18 protein-coding genes are annotated in these 18,244 nt (G+C 74.2%); 13 read left to right on the top strand and 5 right to left on the bottom strand.

Translation table 11 applies throughout. From position 1 onward, the window contains the following. The first annotated feature begins 96 nt into the window (after window positions 1-96). Window positions 97-1,875 (top strand): NAD-binding protein, encoded by a 1,779-nt coding sequence (locus tag DER29_RS32735; protein ID WP_370040931.1) that lies wholly within the window; start codon window positions 97-99, stop codon window positions 1,873-1,875. A gap of 39 nt (window positions 1,876-1,914) precedes the next feature. Here DER29_RS32735 and DER29_RS32730 read toward each other — a convergent pair whose 3' ends face one another. Further along, entirely contained in the window at window positions 1,915-3,153 is a 1,239-nt protein-coding gene (locus tag DER29_RS32730) for an APC family permease (RefSeq protein WP_121401516.1), read from the bottom strand. A gap of 9 nt (window positions 3,154-3,162) precedes the next feature. Next, entirely contained in the window at window positions 3,163-3,930 is a 768-nt protein-coding gene (locus DER29_RS32725) for a phosphatase PAP2 family protein (RefSeq protein ID WP_121401736.1), read from the bottom strand. A gap of 113 nt (window positions 3,931-4,043) precedes the next feature. Here DER29_RS32725 and DER29_RS32720 point away from each other — a divergent pair, with 113 nt between their 5' ends. Next, window positions 4,044-5,255, top strand: coding sequence for a DUF4032 domain-containing protein (locus tag DER29_RS32720; RefSeq protein ID WP_121401735.1), 1,212 nt, complete (start codon window positions 4,044-4,046; stop codon window positions 5,253-5,255). A gap of 277 nt (window positions 5,256-5,532) precedes the next feature. Here DER29_RS32720 and nagA read toward each other — a convergent pair whose 3' ends face one another. The 3 genes from nagA to DER29_RS32705 are packed head-to-tail and all read right to left on the bottom strand — an operon-like array spanning window position 5,533 to window position 8,488. Next, window positions 5,533-6,642, bottom strand: a complete 1,110-nt coding sequence (nagA, locus tag DER29_RS32715) for an N-acetylglucosamine-6-phosphate deacetylase (protein ID WP_121401515.1) — start codon at window positions 6,640-6,642, stop codon at window positions 5,533-5,535. Continuing rightward, the gene (locus DER29_RS32710; RefSeq protein WP_121401514.1) at window positions 6,642-7,562 is read right to left on the bottom strand and encodes an ROK family protein; all 921 of its coding nucleotides are present in this window, start codon (window positions 7,560-7,562) and stop codon (window positions 6,642-6,644) included. Before DER29_RS32710 ends, nagA begins: the two co-directional genes overlap by 1 nt. Beyond that, complete coding sequence (locus DER29_RS32705; RefSeq protein WP_121401513.1) at window positions 7,559-8,488, bottom strand: SIS domain-containing protein; 930 nt, start codon at window positions 8,486-8,488, stop codon at window positions 7,559-7,561. The genes DER29_RS32710 and DER29_RS32705 overlap by 4 nt, the downstream gene beginning before the upstream one ends. 194 nt (window positions 8,489-8,682) lie before the next feature. Between DER29_RS32705 and DER29_RS32700 the strand changes: the two genes are divergently transcribed. The 11 genes from DER29_RS32700 (at window position 8,683) to DER29_RS32650 (ending at window position 18,222) form a co-directional block, all read left to right on the top strand. Next, on the top strand, window positions 8,683-9,468 hold the full coding sequence (locus DER29_RS32700; RefSeq protein ID WP_088998118.1) for a DeoR/GlpR family DNA-binding transcription regulator: 786 nt from the start codon (window positions 8,683-8,685) through the stop codon (window positions 9,466-9,468). Between the two features lie 187 nt (window positions 9,469-9,655). Further along, on the top strand, window positions 9,656-10,666 hold the full coding sequence (locus DER29_RS32695; protein ID WP_121401512.1) for an ATP-binding cassette domain-containing protein: 1,011 nt from the start codon (window positions 9,656-9,658) through the stop codon (window positions 10,664-10,666). After that, window positions 10,663-11,679 (top strand): ABC transporter permease subunit, encoded by a 1,017-nt coding sequence (locus DER29_RS32690; RefSeq protein ID WP_121401734.1) that lies wholly within the window; start codon window positions 10,663-10,665, stop codon window positions 11,677-11,679. Before DER29_RS32695 ends, DER29_RS32690 begins: the two co-directional genes overlap by 4 nt. A 244-nt stretch (window positions 11,680-11,923) precedes the next feature. Further along, on the top strand, window positions 11,924-12,436 hold the full coding sequence (locus tag DER29_RS32685) for a DUF3263 domain-containing protein (protein ID WP_121401511.1): 513 nt from the start codon (window positions 11,924-11,926) through the stop codon (window positions 12,434-12,436). A gap of 234 nt (window positions 12,437-12,670) precedes the next feature. Next, window positions 12,671-13,387, top strand: coding sequence for a hypothetical protein (locus DER29_RS32680; RefSeq protein ID WP_121401510.1), 717 nt, complete (start codon window positions 12,671-12,673; stop codon window positions 13,385-13,387). Then, entirely contained in the window at window positions 13,384-13,776 is a 393-nt protein-coding gene (locus DER29_RS32675; protein WP_121401509.1) for a phage holin family protein, read from the top strand. Before DER29_RS32680 ends, DER29_RS32675 begins: the two co-directional genes overlap by 4 nt. Before the next feature lie 22 nt (window positions 13,777-13,798). Beyond that, window positions 13,799-14,560: a DUF3618 domain-containing protein gene (locus tag DER29_RS32670; protein WP_121401508.1), complete on the top strand. Its 762-nt coding sequence runs from the start codon at window positions 13,799-13,801 to the stop codon at window positions 14,558-14,560. Then, a complete protein-coding gene (locus DER29_RS32665; protein WP_121401507.1) occupies window positions 14,529-15,428 on the top strand; it encodes a hypothetical protein in 900 nt (299 codons plus the stop codon). The genes DER29_RS32670 and DER29_RS32665 overlap by 32 nt, the downstream gene beginning before the upstream one ends. Window positions 15,429-15,681: 253 nt before the next feature. Beyond that, a complete protein-coding gene (locus DER29_RS32660) occupies window positions 15,682-16,191 on the top strand; it encodes a GNAT family N-acetyltransferase (protein WP_121401506.1) in 510 nt (169 codons plus the stop codon). Window positions 16,192-16,465: 274 nt separating this feature from the next. Continuing rightward, window positions 16,466-16,951 (top strand): hypothetical protein, encoded by a 486-nt coding sequence (locus DER29_RS32655; RefSeq protein WP_121401505.1) that lies wholly within the window; start codon window positions 16,466-16,468, stop codon window positions 16,949-16,951. Window positions 16,952-16,953: 2 nt separating this feature from the next. Continuing rightward, window positions 16,954-18,222: an SRPBCC family protein gene (locus DER29_RS32650; protein ID WP_121401733.1), complete on the top strand. Its 1,269-nt coding sequence runs from the start codon at window positions 16,954-16,956 to the stop codon at window positions 18,220-18,222. Window positions 18,223-18,244 lie beyond the last annotated feature (22 nt).

Below are 18,244 nucleotides of genomic sequence, written 5' to 3'. Positions count from 1 at the left end.
GTGCACTACCCGTCACCGGAGGGGACATGCCGACGCGACCAGCGTTCATGATCAGAGGGCTGCGCGCGGCGCGACCGGCTGACTACGATGCGGCGCATGGCGGAGCCCCTGCTGGATCGTGCGCGGCGTGCCGGCCGGCGGCTCCGGGTCAACGGCGACGCGCGGGCGCACTACGTGATCTGTGGTCGCGACGCCCTCGCCTACTGGGTGGTGCGGGCGCTGCTCGCCACCGAACTCCAGGCCGGCCGCGTCCGGATCACCCTGGTCGTGCCCGAGCGACCGCGCTCGGACGAGCCCGACGGGCGGGACCTCCAGGGCGTCGAGGTCGTCCGCGCCGACCGGCTGGACGAGGTCACCTTCCGCCGGGCCGGGCTGGCCGGCGCCGACGGGCTGGCCCTGCTGCACCAGGACGACGTCGGCAACATGCACGCCGCGCTGTGCGCGCAGGAGGTCGAGCCCGGGCTGCGCCTGGTGGTGCGGATGTTCAACACCGGCCTCGCCAACGGGGTGCGGCAGATCTTCCCCGACTCGGCGGTGCTCTCCGACGCCTCCATGGCCGCCCCCGCCTTCGTGGCCGCCGCGCTCGGCGAGGTCGCCCCCACCCACTTCCGGCACGGCGGGCGCACCCTCTACGTGGCCCGCCGCGACGACGTACGCCCGACCGACGTGGTCTGCGGGGTGGCCGACACCCGCGACCCGCAGCAGGTTCGGCTGCTGCCCGCCGACGAGGCCGCGGCCGACCTGGTGATCGCCGAGGCGACCGGTACGCCGCCCGGGACGGAGCTGGCCGCCCGCCGGCTGAGACGGGCCCGCCGGCGTCGCCGCCCGCTGACGGTGCTGCTGCGCGCGGTGCGCAGCTTCGCCACCCGCAAGATCGGCGTGGCGGTGATCGTGCTGCTGGCGGTGATCGGGGTGCTCGGCTGGCTCAACGGCTACGCCGCGCACGAGAAGGACTGGGGGGACTCGCTCTACCTCACGCTGGTGACCACGCTGACCGGGCAGGATCCCAATCCGGACAAGCCGGCCGCCGAGCAGATCATGCAGGTGGTGCTCAACCTGGCCGGGCTGGCGCTGATCCCGCTGATCACCGCCGTGGTGGTGGACGGCATCGTCAACGCCCGGCTGGCCCTGCACTCCGGCCGGATCCAGCCGGAGCGCTCCGGGCACGTGGTGGTGGTCGGGCTGGGCAACGTCGGCACCCGGGTGATGGCGCAGCTCTGCGACTTCGGCGTCGAGGTGGTGGCGATCGACAAGGTGCCCGAGCCGCGCGGTGGCGCGCTGGCCCGGCGGCTGGGCGTGCCGCTGATCGTGGGCGACGCCGCGCTGGAGGAGACCCTCCAGTCGGCGTCCGTGGGTGGCTGCCAGGCCCTGGTGGTGGTCTCCACCGACGACGAGACCAACCTCCAGGCGGCGCTCATCGGCCGGGCCGTCAACCCGGAACTCCAGGTGGTGCTGCGGCTCTTCGACGGCCACTTCGCCGAACGCATCCAGCAGGCGTTCGGCATCGGCGTCTCACGCAGCGTGTCCTACCTCGCGGCGCCGTCGTTCGCCGCCGCGCTGCTGGACCGCGCGGTGATCGCCACCATCCCGGTCGGCCGGCACGCGTTGCTGGTCACCGAGGTCTCCGTCGCCGCCGGGTCGTCGCTGGACGGCAGGCCGCTCGCCGCCGTCGGGCGGGCCGAGAGCGTACGCCTGCTGGCGCACGCCCGGGCCGGCCAGCGCCTCGACTGGGCGCCCGACGCGCGACTGGTGATTGTCGCGGGCGACCGGCTGACGGTGGTGGCCCGCCGCGCCGGCCTGAACGCCCTGCTCCGCGAGGCCGCGCCCCCGCCGGAGGACCCGGTCGCGCCCACACCCCGCCAGCCGGAGGAGTGACGGCGCCCGGTCCGCCGTGCGGCGCGCCCGGAAGCGGCGTCAGGCCCGGTGGGGGCGCAGGGCGTACCAGAGGGCGCCGACGGCGAGCACGGCGGCGCCGGCGAGCACGCTGGCCGGCGGCAGGTTGACCGCGAGCAGCAGGCAGCCGGCCAGCCCCAGCACGGCCAGCGTCCGCACCGGCAGCCGCCGGCCCGGGTCCCGGCCCAGCGTCAGCGCGGCGGCGTTGGTGATCGCGTAGTAGACCAGCACCGTGCAGCTGGAGAAGCCGATCGCGTCGCGGACGTCGCCCAGCAGCACGATCGCCACCACCACGGCGGCCACGGCCAGCTCCGCCCGGTGCGGCACCCGGTGCACCGGGTGCACGGCGGCGAGGGCCCCCGGCAGGTCGCGGCGGCGGGCCATCGCCAGCGCGGTGCGCCCCACCCCGGCGAGCAGGGAGAGCAGGACCCCGGTCACCGCCACCGTCGCCCCGGCCCGCACCAGCCACGCCAGGCCGGGCAGCCCGGCGGCGGTCACCACGTCGGCCAGGGGCGCGGCGGATGCGGCCAGCCGGTCGGCCCCGAGCACGCCGACCGTCACCACGGCGAGCACCAGGTAGACCGCCAGCACCACGCCGAGGGCCAGCGGGACCGCCCGGGGGATGGTCCGCGCCGGGTCGCGCACCTCCTCGCCGAGGGTGGCGATCCGGGCGTACCCGGCGAAGGCGAAGAAGAGCAGACCGGCGGCGGTGAGCACGCCCCGCCCGCCGGCGTCGAGGTCGCCGAGCCGGTCGAGCGAGAAGTCGCCGCCGGCCGCGCCGGCCACCGCGACCAGGGCCAGCACCGCCAGCACCACGGCGACCAGCACCTTCGTCGCGGTCGCCGTCCTGCCGATGCCGCGCAGGTTCACGGCGGTCACCGCCGCCACCGCGCCGACGGCGACGAGCCGGGCCTGCCCCGGCCAGAGGTACGCCCCGACGGTCAGCGCCATCGCCGCGCAGCTCGCCGTCTTGCCGACCACGAACCCCCAGCCGGCCAGGAACCCGGCGAACGGGCCGAGCCGCTCCCGCCCGTACACGTAGGTGCCGCCGGACTCCGGGTAGCGGGCCGCGAGCCGGGCCGAGCTGGTCGCGTTGCAGAAGGCGACGAAGCCGGCCAGCGCGAGGGCCGCCAACAGGCCGGCCCCGCCGGCCGTCGCCGCGGCGGGCGCGAAGACCACGAAGACGCCCGCGCCGAGCATCGACCCCAGGCCGATGACCACCGCGTCCCCTACGCCCAGCCGGCGCGCCAGTCGATCCACGACGGGACCCTAGGGGGCGGAGATGAACGGACGGTTCCAGTCCCGCAGCGCTCCCGGCAACGGCAGGTCGTCCCAGGGCACCCGGTGCACCAGCCGGTCGAGGAGAAGCCCCAGCAGCAGCCCGGCGACCGAGTCGGTAAGCCAATGAAAGCCCAGGTAGGTCGTGGTGCAGAGCACGACGACCGGTGGCACCACCCGGACCACGATGACCAGCCGGGGTGGCACGGTCCGGCCGTACGTGCGCAGCAGCGGGGCGAGCAGCAGCGCGATGACGCCGTACCAGAGGATCGCGTTCGCGACGTGGCCGGAGGGGTAGGACTGGGCGAACCGCAGCGGCAGCTCGTCCTGGAACAGCGGGAGGGTCTGCTCGGCGGGCAGGAAGGGTTCCTTGACGCTCGCGCTGGGCGCGGGTCGGGCGGTCCACACCTTGAGCGGGCCGATGGTCAGGTAGCTGAGGGCGAAGGCGAGCACCGGCGGCAGCACCGGGCGGACGGATCTCAGCCGCACCGCGAGCAGCACCCCGAGCCCCAGGGCGATCAACGTCAACGGGGTGCCCTGACCGAGGTAGTTGAGGACCACCGCCGTCCATTGCGCGGCCGTCGGCCGGTGCGCCTGCGACCAGTCGGCGACCGCGCGGTCGATCCCAAAGAGCCGCTCGTCGGCGAGGGCCACGGTCAATCCGACGAGGGCGGTGAGCAGCAGCGCGTCGAACCACCAGCCGGCCGGCCGCACCGGCCGGAGCTGCGCCTTTCCCCGTACCGCCGTGGTCTCCCGCACCCCGACCACGCTACCGGCCCCGCTCCGTGCCGGACCGGGACGGGCCGGGGCCGGCTGTGTGCCGAGCCACGAAGGGAGGCGCTCGGCGGGGGGAACCCGTCAGACTTGTGCCCGTGCGGATCACCTCGGCCCTCGTGGACCCGGCGCTGCTCGACCTCCCCTGGTCGACCCCGCTGGAGGAGTGGCCTGCGCAACACCTGGTGGCGCTGCCCCAGGGCATCTCTCGGCACATCGTCCGCTTCGTCCGGCTGGGTGAGTACGTCTACGCGTTCAAGGAGACCCGCGAGCGGATCGCCGAGCGGGAGTACGACCTGCTGCGCGCCCTGGAGCGGATCGACTTCCCGTCGGTCGAGGCGGTGGCGATCGTCGCCGACCGGCAGACCGACGACGGGGAACCCCTCGAGTCGGTGCTGATCACCCGGCACCTGCAGTTCTCGCTGCCCTACCGGGCGCTCTTCTCGCACACCCTGCGCCCGGAGACGATGGGCCGGCTGCTCGACGCGCTGGCGGCCCTGATCGTGCGGATGCACCTGACCGGCTTCTTCTGGGGCGACTGCTCGCTGTCGAACACGCTGTTCCGGCGGGACGCGGGGGCGTTCGCCGCGTACCTGGTGGACGCCGAGACCGGGGCGCTGCACCACTCCCTCTCCAACGGCCAGCGCGGCGAGGACCTGGAGATCGCCCGGGTCAACATCTTCGGTGAGGCGCTCGACCTCCAGGCCGCCGGGCTGCTGCACGAGTCGATCGACCCGGAGGTGGTCTGCGAGGAGGTCGTGCAGCGCTACGAGCGGCTGTGGCACGAGATCACCTACGAGCAGCAGATCGAGCGGGAGGCCCGGCACGACATCGAGGGGCGGATCCGCCGCCTCAACGAGCTGGGCTTCGACGTCGCCGAGGTGGCCATGTCCACGATCGACAACGGGCGGTACCTGATCCGGCCGAAGGTGGTCGACGCCGGCTACCACACCCGGCGGCTGCTCCGCCTGACCGGCCTGGACGCCGAGGAGAACCAGGCCCGCCGGTTGCTCAACGACCTCGACGCGTACCGGGCCGAGAGCTACCTGACCGACGAGCAGCAGGCCGCCCACCGCTGGCTCACCGAGGTCTTCGAACCGGTGGTCCGGGCCGTGCCCGCGCACCTGCGCCGCAAGCTGGAGCCGCAGGAGCTCTTCGCGCAGATCATCGAGCACAAGTGGCTGCTCTCCGAGCGGGCCGGCCGGGACGTCGGGATGGCCCCGGCCGTGCAGTCGTTCCTCGCCGACGTGCTGGTGCACCGCCCCGACGAGCAGGCGGTGCTCGGCGTCGAGGTCCCGACCACCGCCTGACCCCGAACCGCTCCGACTCCGCCGCGACCCGACCCTGATTCCGGTCCGAATCCGGCGGCGACGTGGTGACGGGCGGTGACGGTCCTTCCGGCGGACTTATTCCGCGACCGCTGTCGAGCTGATGTCGTAGACGATTCGGCCTGTGCGCCCTGTGTGATGTCGTAGACGATTCAGCTCGACAGCGTGGACGCGAGCCCCTCCGTCCGGGTGGGCTGTCGCCTCGCTGCCCTTCAGGGCGACGGCCCGGGCGCCGGTGACGCTCACGCCCCGACCCGCGTCACTCCACCCAGGAGCCGCCGCGCATCACCCGGACCACGTTGAGGTCGTCGTCGAGCACCACCAGGTCGGCCCGGAGCCCGACCTGGAGCGCGCCCAGCTGGTCGCCGAGGCCGATCGCGCGGGCCGGCGTGGTGGACGCCATCCGCACGGCGTCCGCGATCGGGATGCCGGCGCCCACCGCGTGCCGCAGCGCGGCGTCCATGGTCAGGGTGCTGCCCGCGATCGCGCCGTCGCGGGCCAGCCGGGCCACGCCGTCCGCCACGGTGACCGTCTGGCCGCCCAGGTCGTACTCGCCGTCGGCCATGCCGGCGGCGGCCATCGCGTCGGTGATCAGGGCGGCCCGCTCGGGGCCCGCCGTCGACGTGGCGAAGGCCAGCATCCCGTCGTGCAGGTGCACGCCGTCGGCGACCAGTTCGCAGACCACGTTCGGGGCGTCCAGCAGGGCCACCACCGGGCCGGGTTCGCGGTGGTGCACCGGCCGCATCCCGTTGAACAGGTGGGTACCGACGCTCGCGCCCGCCGCGACGGCGGCGCGGGTCTCGTCGTACGTGGCGTCGGTGTGGCCGACCGCGGCGACCACCCGGTGCGCCGTGAGCAGCTTGATCGCCTCCAGCGCGCCGTCCCGCTCGGGGGCGAGGGTGACCATCCGGACCGCCCCGCCGCCCAGCTCGATCAGCTCGGCCAGCTCGTCGGTGGACGGGTCGCGCAGGTACTCGGGGTTCTGCGCGCCGCAGCGGGCGGAGGAGAGGTACGGCCCCTCGAAGTGGATCCCGGCCAGCACCCCCTCGGCGACCAGCGGGGCGAACGCCTCGGTGGCCGAGCGCATGAGCACGAAGGGCGAGCTGACGAGGCTGGCCAGCAGGGTGGTCGTGCCGTGCCGCAGGTGGAAGTCGGCGGCCTGCCGGGCCTGCTCGGCGTCGCCGGTGGTGAAGGTGTGTCCGCCGCCGCCGTGCGTGTGCATGTCGACGAAGCCGGGCACGATCCAGTGCCCGTCGCGGACCGACGGGTACTCGGCCACCGCCCGGATCCGGCCCTCGTCCACCTCCACGCAGCCCTGCCGGATCACGCCGGTCGGGGTCACCACCTTGCCGTTCACCCGAAGAGCCATCACTTCTCCAGACTGTCGAGGGCGAGCAGGGCGGCGCCGAGGCAGCCGGCCTCGTCGCCGAGGGCCGCCGCGACCAGGCGCGGCTCCCGATGGAACGTCATCCGCTCGTGCAGCGCGGCCCGGAGCGGGTCGAGCAGCCGCGCGCCGGCCCGCGTCAGGCCGCCGCCGAGCACGACGGTCTCCACGTCGTAGAGGGCCTGACCGGTGGCGAGACCGTCGGCGAGCGCCTCGACGGCCTCCCGCCAGACGTCCGCCGCCAGCGGCTCGCCGGCCGCCGCCCGGTCGGCGACCTCGGCGGCGGTTGCCGGAACGCCCGCCAACTCCGAGTAGCGCCGCCCGATCGCGGCGGCGGAGGACACCGCCTCCAGGCAGCCGGGTCGGCCGCAGCCGCAGCGCGGCCCGCCGGGGCGTACGAGGATGTGGCCGATCTCGCCGGCGGCGCCGTGCGCGCCGGTGGCAGCCGTGCCGTCGACCACGTGGGCGGCGGCGATGCCCGTGCCGATCGCGACGAAGAGGACGTGCCCGGCGTCGCGGCCCGCGCCGAGCCGCGCCTCGGCCAGGCCGCCGGCGCGCACGTCGTGGCCGAGCGCCGTGGGCAGCCCGAGCCGCTCGTGGGCGAGGTCCCGCAGCGGTACGTCCCGGAAGCCCACGTTCGCCGACCAGACGGCGATCCCACGCTCCTCGTCGATCACCCCGGGCACCGCGACGCCGACCGCGACCGGGTCGAGCCCGTCGGCGCGGGCCTTGCCGGCCAGCCCCTCGGCGACCCCCAGGACGGTGTCCACCACGGCGTCCGGGCCGCGCCCGGCGTCGGTGGGGTGCCGCTCGGTGTGCAGCACGGCACCGTCCGCCCGGACCAGGGCGCACTTCATCCCGGTGCCGCCGACGTCCAGCGCGACGACGACGTCGGCTGAGCTCACGCGAGGACCACGGAACGGGTCAGGTGCCGGGGCGCGTCGGGGTCGAGGCCCCGGCTGGTGGCGAGCGCGACGGCGAACCGCTGCGCCAGGATCAGGTCGGCCATCGGGTCGACCGGCGTACGGCCGGCGGCCCAACTGCCCAGGACCGTGCGGCAGCCGTGGGTGCGGCTGTGCACGAACGCGGCCCCCGTCGCCGCCACGTCCGCCGGCAGCCCCTCGGGCAGCTCGCCGAACGCCCAGACCAGCCGGCCCGGCGCGGCGATCGAGATCGGCCCGTGCCGGTAGTCCATCGCCGGGTACGCCTCGGCCCAGAAGGTGGCCGCCTCGCGGCACTTCAGGGCGGCCTCCTGGGCCAGCCCGACCGTCCACCCGCGCCCGAGGAAGGTGGCCTGCTCGATGCGGGTCGGGTCGATCGGCAGCGGGGCCCGCACAGCCACCTCCGCGTCGGCGGCGAGCGCGTCGATGTTGTCGCCGAGGTGGGCGCGGAGCAGGGCCAGGGCGGTGGTCGCGAAGCGGGTCTGCACCACCGAGCGCTCGTCGGCGAAGGGCATGGTGACCGCGGCGTCGGCCAGCGCGACGGCGGGGGAGTCGGGGTCGCCGACCAGGACGGTGGTCGGCACCCGCCCGCGCAGGGCGGCGATCAGCTCGGTGACCTCGGTGGTGGTGCCGGAGCGGGTGATCGCCACGAGCCGGTCGTAGCGCCGGCCGGCGGGGAACTCGGAGGCCTGGAAGGCGTCGGTCTCGCCCTGGCCGAGGTGCTCGCGGCGGGCCGCGTACGCCATCGCCATGAACCACGACGTGCCGCAGCCCACGACGGCGACCCGCTCCCCGGGGCGGGGGAGGTGGTTCGTCACGGTGGCGGCGAGTCGCGCCGCCTCCCGCCAGCAGTCGGGCTGGCTCGCGATCTCGGCGTCGACGTACGACATGAGAACTCCTACGCAGGGGAGCGGTGCGCAATACGGCTCGTTAGAGCCGCCTTTCGCGCGTTATTCTGCGCGAAAGCGGCTGGTCGTGGCAACCAGCCTCGGCATCGCGCAAGCCAGGGTTTTGCGCCCTCGTAGTTTCGCGCACTACTGTGCACGCAATCAATCACCGACCGCGCAGTAACTGGAGGGCCCGGGTGGACCGGTACGCCAGATGGAACGCCCTGCTCGAGATGCTGACCGACAACGGCCGGGTCAGCGTCGAGGAGGCGGCCGAGCGGCTGGACGTCTCCCAGGCCACCATCCGGCGCGACTTCGACCAGCTCGCCCAGCAGCAGATGATCACCCGGACCCGGGGCGGCGCGGTCGCCAACGGCGTCTCGTACGACCTGCCGCTGCGCTACAAGACCGCCAAGCACTCGGCGGAGAAGCAGCGGATCGGCGCCGCCGCCGCGGCGCTGGTCTCGCCGGGCACCGTGGTGGGCCTGAACGGCGGCACGACCAGCACGGAGGTCGCCCGGGCCCTCGCCGTCCGGCCCGACCTGAACACCAGCGCCGAGGGTGCCCAGCTCACCGTGGTCACCAACGCGCTGAACATCGCCAACGAGCTGCTGGTCCGTTCCCGGATGAAGGTCGTGGTGGCCGGCGGCGTGGTGCGCCCGAAGTCGTTCGAGCTGGTCGGCCCGCTGGGCGGGGCGCTGCTGCGCGAGGTGACCCTGGACGTCGCCCTGCTCGGCGTGGACGCGATCGACCCGCAGCTCGGCGCCGCCGCCCACCACGAGGGCGAGGCGGCGATGAACAACCTGATGGTGGCCCGGGCCAAGCGGGTCGTGATCATCGCCGACTCGTCCAAGTTGGGCGGTCACGCCTTCGCCCGGATCTGCCCGGTGGACCGGGTGGAGACGCTGGTCACCGACTCCGGGGCCAACCCGGAGGTGGTGGAGGCGTTCCGCGCCGCCGGGGTGACGGTCGTCTGCGCCTGAGGTGAAGTCGGGGGCGCCTTCCTGACGGGGACGCCTTCCTGACGGGGGCGCCTCTTCCGACGGCTGGCGCGGGGGGCGTAGCCGTTCCGGTCACCTCTTCGGCGCGTCGGATGCATACCGGGTATTGCGGGCCGCTGCATACCGCGTATGGTGTCGCGTGTCATACACCCATCGGGGGAGGTGCAGCTTGCCAGCTGTCCTGGAGATCGAAGGTCTCCGCAAGACGTACAAGAGCCGTCGGCGCGGCACCCGCAACGCGCTCGACGGTTTCGACATGCGGGTCGAAGAGGGGCAGGTGCACGGCTTCCTCGGCCCCAACGGGTCGGGCAAGACCACCACGCTGCGTACGCTGCTCGGCCTCATCCGGCCCGACGGCGGCCGGATGACGGTCCTCGGCCACGAGGTGCCCGCGGCGCTGCCCGCCGTCGCCGGTCAGGTCGGCGCGATCGTCGAGAGCCCGCAGTTCTTCCCGCACTTCACCGCGCGCGACACCCTGTCTCTGCTCGCCGGCGCGGGTGACGTGCCGCAGCAGCGCGTGGACGAGGTGCTGGAGCTGGTCGGGCTGCGCGACCGTGCCGGCGAGCGGGTCAAGACCTACTCGCTCGGCATGAAGCAGCGGCTCGCCGTCGCCTCGGCCCTGCTGAAGAACCCCAGGCTGCTGATCCTCGACGAGCCGGCCAACGGCCTCGACCCGGGCGGCATCCGGGAGATGCGCACCCTGACGCGCAGCCTCGCCGAGTCGGGGATGACCGTGGTGCTGTCCAGCCACATCCTCGGCGAGATCCAGCTGATCTGCGACTCCGTGACCATCATCTCGCTGGGCCGGCGGGTGGCCTTCGGGCCGGTGGAGCAGGTGCTCGCCCAGCACTCCTCCGGGGCGGTCCGGGTGCGGCTGGAGGCGGTCACCGACCTGCCGATCGCCGCCGAGGCGCTGACCCGCGCCGGGATCCGGGTGACCGGCCAGCCCGACCATCTGATGCTCGCCGGGGTCGACAAGCCGGCCACGGTGACCCGGCTCCTCGCCGACCAGGGCCTTTACGTCAGCGAGCTGGCCCCGATCGCCGTGGACCTGGAGAGCGTCTTCCTCGAACTGACCGCCACCGCGCCGGTACCCGGCCAGCACCGGCAGGTCGACCAGTCCACGAAGGTCGGTGGCGCGGGGCAGCCCGGAGCCGCCGGAGGAGGGTGGGGCGCGTGAGCCTCTACCGTACGGAGCTGCGCCGGCTCACCAAGCGGCGCTTCACCCGCTGGATGAGCCTGCTGGGCCTGCTGGTGCTCGCGTTGGTGGTGATCGGGGTCTTCCTCACAAACGAGAAGATCGACGCCGCCGCGCTGGCGAAGGCCGAGCGCGCCGCCGAACAGCAGTGGCAGCAGGACGTCCGCCACAACGCGCAGTACCGCGCGGAGTGCGAGAAGGAGAAGGCCGCCGGAACGGCCCGGGCCGAGCAGTTCCCGGAGGACTGCGCGACCATCCAGCCGCCGCCCCGGGAGGCGATCGAGACGTCGTGGTTCCTGCCCTCCACGTTCGACTTCCGGGAGAACTTCGGCGACACGCTGCTGCCGCTCGCGGCGATCCTGGCGCTCGTCGGGTTCGTCGTCGGCGCCTCCTTCGTCGGGGCGGAGTGGAACACCGGCGGCATGATGAACCTGCTGCTGTGGCGGCCGAAGCGGCTGACCGTACTGCTGACGAAGCTGGCGGCGCTGCTCACCGGGCTGGTCGCCCTGGCGGTGCCCACGACGGCGCTCTGGTTCGGCAGCTTCTGGCTGGTCGCCACCTTCCGTGGCAGTACGGCGAAGATGACCTCCGGGGCATGGCAGTCCTTCGCCCTGACCGGGCTGCGCGGGCTGGTGCTCGCCCTGGTCACCGCGACCATCGGCTTCGCGCTCGCCTCGCTGGGGCGGCACACCGCGATGGCCCTGGGCGGGGTGATCGCCCTGATGGTCGTCGGCCAGTTCGGCCTCGGCATCCTGCTGGCGATGGCCGGCGTGCGCTTCGCCGAGGCCTGGCTGCTGCCCACCTACGCCGTGGCGTGGATGCAGAAGAAGGTGACGCTGGAGGACTGGAACGCCTGCCAGGCGACCTACTTCGGTGAGTGCAAACCGGACACGCTCGACATCACGTGGCAGCAGTCCTCGGTGATGATGGCGGTCGGCTTCGTGGTGATCCTCGGCGCGGCCCTCTGGGCGATGCGCCGGCGGGACATCTCCTGACCGCGGGCGGTGCGACCGGCGGCTCTCCCCGGCCGCACGGTCGCACCGCCCAAACCTTCGGTAGGGAGGACGAACCGGTGCAATCCCGGCGGATCCGGTGGATCCGCAGGACGGACACGACGTGAACCGGAGCGGTCACGTTCCGGCACTGTCGTCCGATGCGAACCGGGTCGGCCCTGGTTAGGCTGGTGTCCCCACCGGTCGGCGACGTGGTGTGCCGCCCGCCAGCCCCACGAGGAGCGCCATGCAGCCCGCCGACGCCGCCCCGGCCGCCACCGAGCCGCCCGTGACGGGCCGGCCCGGCGAGACCGGCGCGACGGTCGGGGCGGACCCCACCGGGGAGGCGCGGGACAGCGGCAGCGTCGTTCCCCAGCCGCGTACCGGCCCGGGCGCCGGAACGCCGACGGTCCCGCAGCCCCGCTCGGCGGCGGAGCCGGACGTCGCCGTGGCGGCACCCCGCGAGGCCGGCGCCGACGCCTTGCCGGACCCGGTCACCCGCCCCGCCCCGGCGGACGCCCGGCCGGAGGACGGCCTCACCGAGCGTGAGCGCGGCATCCTCGCCTTCGAGCAGCAGTGGTGGCGGCACGCCGGTGCCAAGGAACAGGCCATCCGGGACACCTTCGGCCTTTCGGCCACCCGCTACTACCAGTTGCTCAACGCGCTGCTGGACAACCCGGCCGCCCTCGCCGCCGAACCGGTGCTGGTGGGGCGGCTGCGCCGGCTGCGATCCTCCCGGGCCCGCAACCGCCGTCGCTGACCGCTGTCGCACCCCGCGACCGGTCCCGGCCCTCCCGACCCCGTTCCGACCGACGGTCCGGTGCCGGCGGCGTGGCGCCGTGCCCGGGGCGGACCACCGCTCCTACCCCCGCCGTCGGCACGGAATGTCGGCGATCCGTGCGGGTACGCGGGTGTCGTTCCGGGCCGCGTCTCGCGGCCGGTTCACGTTCCGGGCCGTGACCCTGCGGCCCGGGGCCGACGGAGGGAGCGGGCGATGACGCAGATCAACCCGAGCCGGCCACCGGACGGTGCGACCGGCACCGCACAGCAGGCCCGGCAGGAGGCGTCCCGGGTCGGGCACCAGACGGCCCAGGTGGGCGGACACGTCGCGCACACGGCCGCCGAACAGGGCGGACACGTGGCGTCGGAAGCCCGGCGGCAGGCGCACCACCTGACCGGCGAGGCCGGCACGCAGTTGCGTGACCAGGCCCGGGCGCAGCAGCATCGGGCCGCCGAAGGGCTGCGCGGCATCGGGCGCGAACTCAGCTCGATGGCGGAGCGGAGCGAGGACTCCGGGATGGCCGGCCAGGCGGTCCGCCGTGCGGCGGACGTCGCCCAGCAGGCGGCCGGCTGGCTCGACGAGCGCGAACCAGGGGCGCTGCTCGACGACGTGCGGTCGTACGCGCGCCGGCACCCGGGCACCTTCCTGGCCGGCGCGACTCTGGCCGGCATGCTGGTCGGGCGGCTCACCCGGAACCTGACCGCCTCGGGCGACGGGGCGCAGGGCGCCGGCCGGCCGGCGACCCCGCCGACCGCCGCGCCCACCGGGCCGGGCACCGCGCCCACCGGGCCGGCCGCGCCGCAGCCGTACGAGCGGACGGTCGAGGCGCCGTACCTGCCGGAGGAGGCGTACACCGGGACGGCCCGGGTGCGCAACGCCTCGCCGCCCGGTCGGCAGGGGCCGGACATCCCGGGTGGGGTGGCGCCGTGAGCGCCCCCGAGAAGGAACGGACGCAGTCGGTCGGCGAGCTGCTGGGCGACGTGACCCGGGACTTCTCCACGCTGGTCCGCAAGGAGGTCGACCTGGCCAAGGCGGAGCTGCGCGAGGAGGCGGGTCAGGTTGGCAGGCTCGGCGGCATGTTCGGCGGGGCGGCGCTGGCCGGCTTCCTGACGGTGCTGTTCGTGTCGTACGCGCTGTGGTGGGGGCTGTCCAACGTGATGGACCAGGGCTGGGCGGCGCTCATCGTGGCCGTCATCTGGGCCGCTGTCACGGGTGGCCTGCTCTCCAGGGCGCGCAAGGAGAAGGCGCAGCTCCGCTCGGTGCTGCCCCGCACGCAACAGACCGCGCGGGAGATACCGGACGCGATGCGAGGCCGGTGAACCAGCCGGGAGGGAGTAGATCATGTCCAACGATCCGGAACGGATCCGGCGGGAGATCGAGAACACCCGGAACGAACTGAGCAGCGACGTCGACGCGCTGGCCGACAAGGTCAATCCGCGGCGGATCGCCGGTGAGCGTGTCGGGCAGGCCCGCGGCGCGCTGACCCGAGCCAAGGAGAAGGTGATGGGCGTGCAGTCGGACGGGCACGGCGTCGCGCAGCGGATGTCGCACGCGACGGGTCAGCGGATGTCGCACGCGGCCGATTCGGCGCGCGGGCTCGGGGAGCAGTCCCGGGACCAGATGTCGCACATGGCCGACTCGGCGCGATCGTTCGGGGAGCAGTCCCGGGAGCAGGTGTCGCACGTGGCCGGGTCGGTGCGGGAGGAGGCCCGTTCGCTCGGGCAGCAGTCCCGCCAGCAGGCGCGGGGCAATCCCCTCGCGGCCGGCCTGATCGCCTTCGGCACCGGGCTGCTGATCTCGTCGCTGATCCCGCCCAGCCGTCCTGAACGGCGGTGGGCCGGGCAGGCCAAGGAGATGGTGAGCGAGCACTCCGACCAGCTGCGGGCGCAGGCCGGACACCTGCGGGAGCAGGCCACCGAGGTGGGCCGCGAGATGGGCCGCGGGATGGGCCACAACCTGCGCGAGCCGGCGCAGGAGGCGGCCCGCGCGGTCGGTTCCACGGCCGTCAGTGGCGCGTCCGCCATCCGGGACGAGGGCCGGTCGGCCGCCCACCAGATGCAGGGGCAGGCGCATGAGGCCGCCGACGACCTCCGTCGCCGCTGAGGCGACCCGGGTGGTCGGGGCGGCGCGGACGATGCGGGTACGCTCCGCGTCCGCGCCGCCCCCCGGCCGGGCGGTCAACGAGGACCTGGTCTTCCGGTTCGGGCCGCTGGTCGGCGTGCTGGACGGTGCCAGCGTGCCGGAGGACTTCGACACGGGCTGCGTGCACGGCACCGCCTGGTACGTCCGGCACCTCGCGGCCCGGCTCGGGCTGGCGGAGGCGGTCCGCCCGACGGCGACGCTGATGAGCAACCTGGCGGCGGCGATCCTCGCGGTGCGGGCCGACCACGGCGACGAGTGCGACCTGGACCATCCGGGCACCCCGTCGAGCACGGTCTGCCTGCTCCGCGACGGCGGCGACCACGTCGACCACCTGGTGCTCTGCGACAGCCCGCTGGTGCTCGACGTCGGCGGTCGGGTCGCCGTGGTCTCCGACGACCGGCTGGACACCGCGACGGCGGAGCTGCGGGCCATGGTCGCGGCCCTGCCGGCCGGCGGCGTCGACCGGGTCGCCCGGATCCGGCAGGCGGTCGACATGCAGCGGGCGCGGATGAACCGTACCCACGGTTACTGGGTGGCGGCGGCCGACCCGGACGCGGCGTTCCACGCGGTGACCGGGACCCTGCCGCTGCGGGGGCCGGGCGCGGTACGTCGGGCCGCGCTGCTCAGCGACGGCGCGTCGGCCCTGGTGGAGCAGTTCGGCGTCCTCGACTGGGCGGGGCTGCTGGACGTGGCGACCGCCGAGGGCCCGGGCGCGCTGATCGACCGGGTACGCGTCGCCGAGCGTGACCATCCGGGCCGGTTGCGCCGGCACAAGGCGGCCGACGACGCCTCCGTGGTGCTCTGCGAGTTCGACGCCGAGGAGCCCTGACCGGCCTCCGGGCAGGCGGTCCGCCGCGCGAGGCCGGCTGCTCGGCCTCGCCGTGCAGTCGCCGCGTCGAGGCCACCGAAGAGCTGGACCCGCGCATCCCCCCCGCCCGCCCCTTACCCTGGCCGGACGGCGGCCGACAGCGGAGCGTGAGGCGGAACACGATGCGGTCCGACCGGCCGGTACCTTCCGCCGGACCGCCAGTCGGGGCCCGATGGGGTGGACTTGGGCCGGTGGGGCCGGCAGACTGCGGCACGTGGCGGGAACGGTGCGGCTGGAGCCGGTGGACGAGCATAACCTGGAACCATTGCTCTCCGTAGCGGCTGCGGAAGCGGAGCCCGGCGACGTGATGCCGCCGGTGGAGGCCCCTGCGGGGTGGTCGTGCGCCCGGCGGGAGGCGTTCCGGGAGTTCCACCGGGCGAGCTTCGGGGGTCTGGACGGCCCGACCGGCACCTGTATGTACGCGATCCTGGCCGGCGGCGAGGTGGTCGGCATGATCCGGATGACCCGCCGCGACGAGCCGGGCACGGTCGAGACCGGGATGTGGCTGGGCCGCTCCGCCCGGGGTCAGGGAATCGGCGCGGTCGCGCTGCGTGAACTGTTGAACGAGGCGGCAGCGGCCGGAATGCGACTGGTGGTCGCGGAGACCACCGCCGACAACCATGGCGCCGTTTCCGTGCTGGAGAAGTGCGGCGCCAAATTGCACGAGAGTGGCGGCAAGGTGCACGCCGAGATATGCCTCGATTCGACGCTGCCGGCCCTGTGACGCCCATTCCCCAATTCTTTCCTTTCTGACGTTCTTCCTGCTTGGCGCTGCCTGCCTGTCCGCTTTGCGTGGTTGCCGACGGGCTGCTCCAATCCGTGTGAATGGTGTCGACAAAGCGGCGGCGTGTTTCGCCGATAGGTCAACGGGTACTGCCCGTCGGGTCCGATTAAACGGGACACCTGATGTGCGGTCCGGCGTGTGCTGATCCCCGGCGGCCATTTCTTTCGACCATTGCCGTCAGGTGTCCGGCGCTCCGGGGAGCGGAGGAGAACTGATGAACAGCGGAGCACGAATCGGGCTCGCGGTCGGCTTCGGCTACCTGCTGGGCCGCCGGCGCAAGCTGCGTACCGCCCTCACCCTGGCCGCCGCGGTCGCGGCCGGTCGGGCCAGTCGGGAGCCCGGCGGACTGTTGAAGGCGGGCGGCAACCTGCTTCAGAAGTCCCCCCACCTGAGCAACGTCGGCCGCCTGGGCGGTCCGCTCGCCGCCGCCTCCAAGGCGGCCGCGACCGCCGCCGCCGGCAGCGGCATCGACGCCATCAGCGGCAAGCTGCGCGGCTCGGCCGACGCGCTGCGCCGCAAGGGCGGGGCCGGCACCCCCGACGACGGCGACGGACCGGACCGGGGCACGGACGCCGAGCAGCAGGACCGCGACGCCGGTGGCGGGCAGCAGGACCGCGACGCCGGTGGCGGGCAGCAGGACCGCGACGCCGGTGGCGGGCAGCGGGACTGCGGCGCCGGCAACGAGCAGCGGGGGCGGTGACCATGCCGGACACGACGAACCCCGGCGGCCTCGGGAACAAGCTCCGGGGCCAACTCGCCGGCGAGGCGCGCAACCTGGCCAGCGCCATCGGCGAACGCGCGATGCAGGTGGTGACCGAGCGGATCACGGGCGCGACCGGCCGGCTGAGCGACTACGCGAAGCAGGGCGGCGGTCCCGGCCTGATCGCCGCCGCCACCGGCACGCAGAAGCTCGCCGAGGGCGGTTCACCGGTGAAGGCGATGGTCCATGCCGGGCTGGCCGGCGGTAAGGAGAAGGTCATGTCGGCGCTCGGCAGGGGCGGCAAGGGTGGCAAGGGCGGCGGCAAGAAGCTCAAGGTCACCAACATCGTGGAGGCGATCGAGGTCGGCGTGCCGGTCCGGGTCGCGTACGACCAGTGGACCCAGTTCGGCGACTTCCCGAGCTTCATGAAGAAGGTCGAGAACGTCGACACCGAGTCGGACGAGAAGCTGACCTGGAAGGCACAGGTCTTCTGGTCGCATCGCACCTGGGAGTCCACGATCGTCCGGCAGATCCCGGACAAGCTGATCCACTGGCGCTCCAAGGGCGAGAAGGGTTCCGTCGACGGCACGGTCAGCTTCCACGAGCTGTCGCCCGACCTGACCCGGATCCTGGTGGTGCTGGAGTACCACCCGCAGGGTCTCTTCGAGCACACCGGCAACCTGTGGCGGGCCCAGGGCCGCCGCGTCCGGCTGGAGCTGAAGCACTTCGTCCGGCACGTGATGACCCAGACCGTCCTCGATCCGGAATCGGTGCAGGGCTGGCGCGGCGAGATCGAGGACTCGCAGGTCGTCCGCGACCACGAGACCGCGCTGCGCGAGGAGCAGGAGGAGCGCGAGCGCCAGGAGGAGCGCGAGCAGCAGCAGCGGGAGGGCGAGGGGCAGGAGGAGCGCGCGCCGCGCGGCCGGCGGGAGCCCGAGCCCGAGGAGGAGGCCGAGGAGGAGCCGCGCGAGGAGCGCCGGCCCGCCGAGCGTGGCCGCCGCCGGCCGCCCCAGCGCCGTCGCCCGGCCGAGGACGAGGAGTACGAGGACGAGTACGACGAGGGCGAGTACGACGAGTACGAGGACGAGGAGCCGGAGGAGGAGCAGCCCCCGCCGCGCCGCCGTGCCCCGGAGCGGGCCCGCCGTCCGCAGCCCCGCGAGGAGCCCCGCTCCCGCGAGGAGCCCCGGCCCCGCGAGGAGCCCCGTTCCCGCCGTTCCCCGGAGGCGCCCCGGCGCCCCGTGGTCCGCCGTCGACGGGAGGAGCGGGAGTGACGATCGCGACGAGTGAGGGTCA

The organism is Micromonospora sp. M71_S20 (genome assembly GCF_003664255.1).
Taxonomy (GTDB): Bacteria; Actinomycetota; Actinomycetes; order Mycobacteriales; family Micromonosporaceae; genus Micromonospora.
Note: the sequence above shows the minus strand (reverse complement) of the source record. Positions and strands in the feature narration are given on the sequence as shown.

Excerpts from the sequence above, each read along its gene's own strand:
- DER29_RS32735 (WP_370040931.1), top strand. The coding sequence starts at position 97 with ATGGCGGAGCCCCTGCTGGATCGTGCGCGGCGTGCCGGCCGGCGGCTC.
- nagA (WP_121401515.1), bottom strand. The coding sequence starts at position 6,642 with ATGGCTCTTCGGGTGAACGGCAAGGTGGTGACCCCGACCGGCGTGATC.
- DER29_RS32705 (WP_121401513.1), bottom strand. The coding sequence starts at position 8,488 with ATGTCGTACGTCGACGCCGAGATCGCGAGCCAGCCCGACTGCTGGCGG.
- DER29_RS32685 (WP_121401511.1), top strand. The coding sequence starts at position 11,924 with ATGCAGCCCGCCGACGCCGCCCCGGCCGCCACCGAGCCGCCCGTGACG.
- DER29_RS32680 (WP_121401510.1), top strand. The coding sequence starts at position 12,671 with ATGACGCAGATCAACCCGAGCCGGCCACCGGACGGTGCGACCGGCACC.
- DER29_RS32670 (WP_121401508.1), top strand. The coding sequence starts at position 13,799 with ATGTCCAACGATCCGGAACGGATCCGGCGGGAGATCGAGAACACCCGG.
- DER29_RS32665 (WP_121401507.1), top strand. The coding sequence starts at position 14,529 with ATGAGGCCGCCGACGACCTCCGTCGCCGCTGAGGCGACCCGGGTGGTC.
- DER29_RS32655 (WP_121401505.1), top strand. The coding sequence starts at position 16,466 with ATGAACAGCGGAGCACGAATCGGGCTCGCGGTCGGCTTCGGCTACCTG.
- DER29_RS32650 (WP_121401733.1), top strand. The coding sequence starts at position 16,954 with ATGCCGGACACGACGAACCCCGGCGGCCTCGGGAACAAGCTCCGGGGC.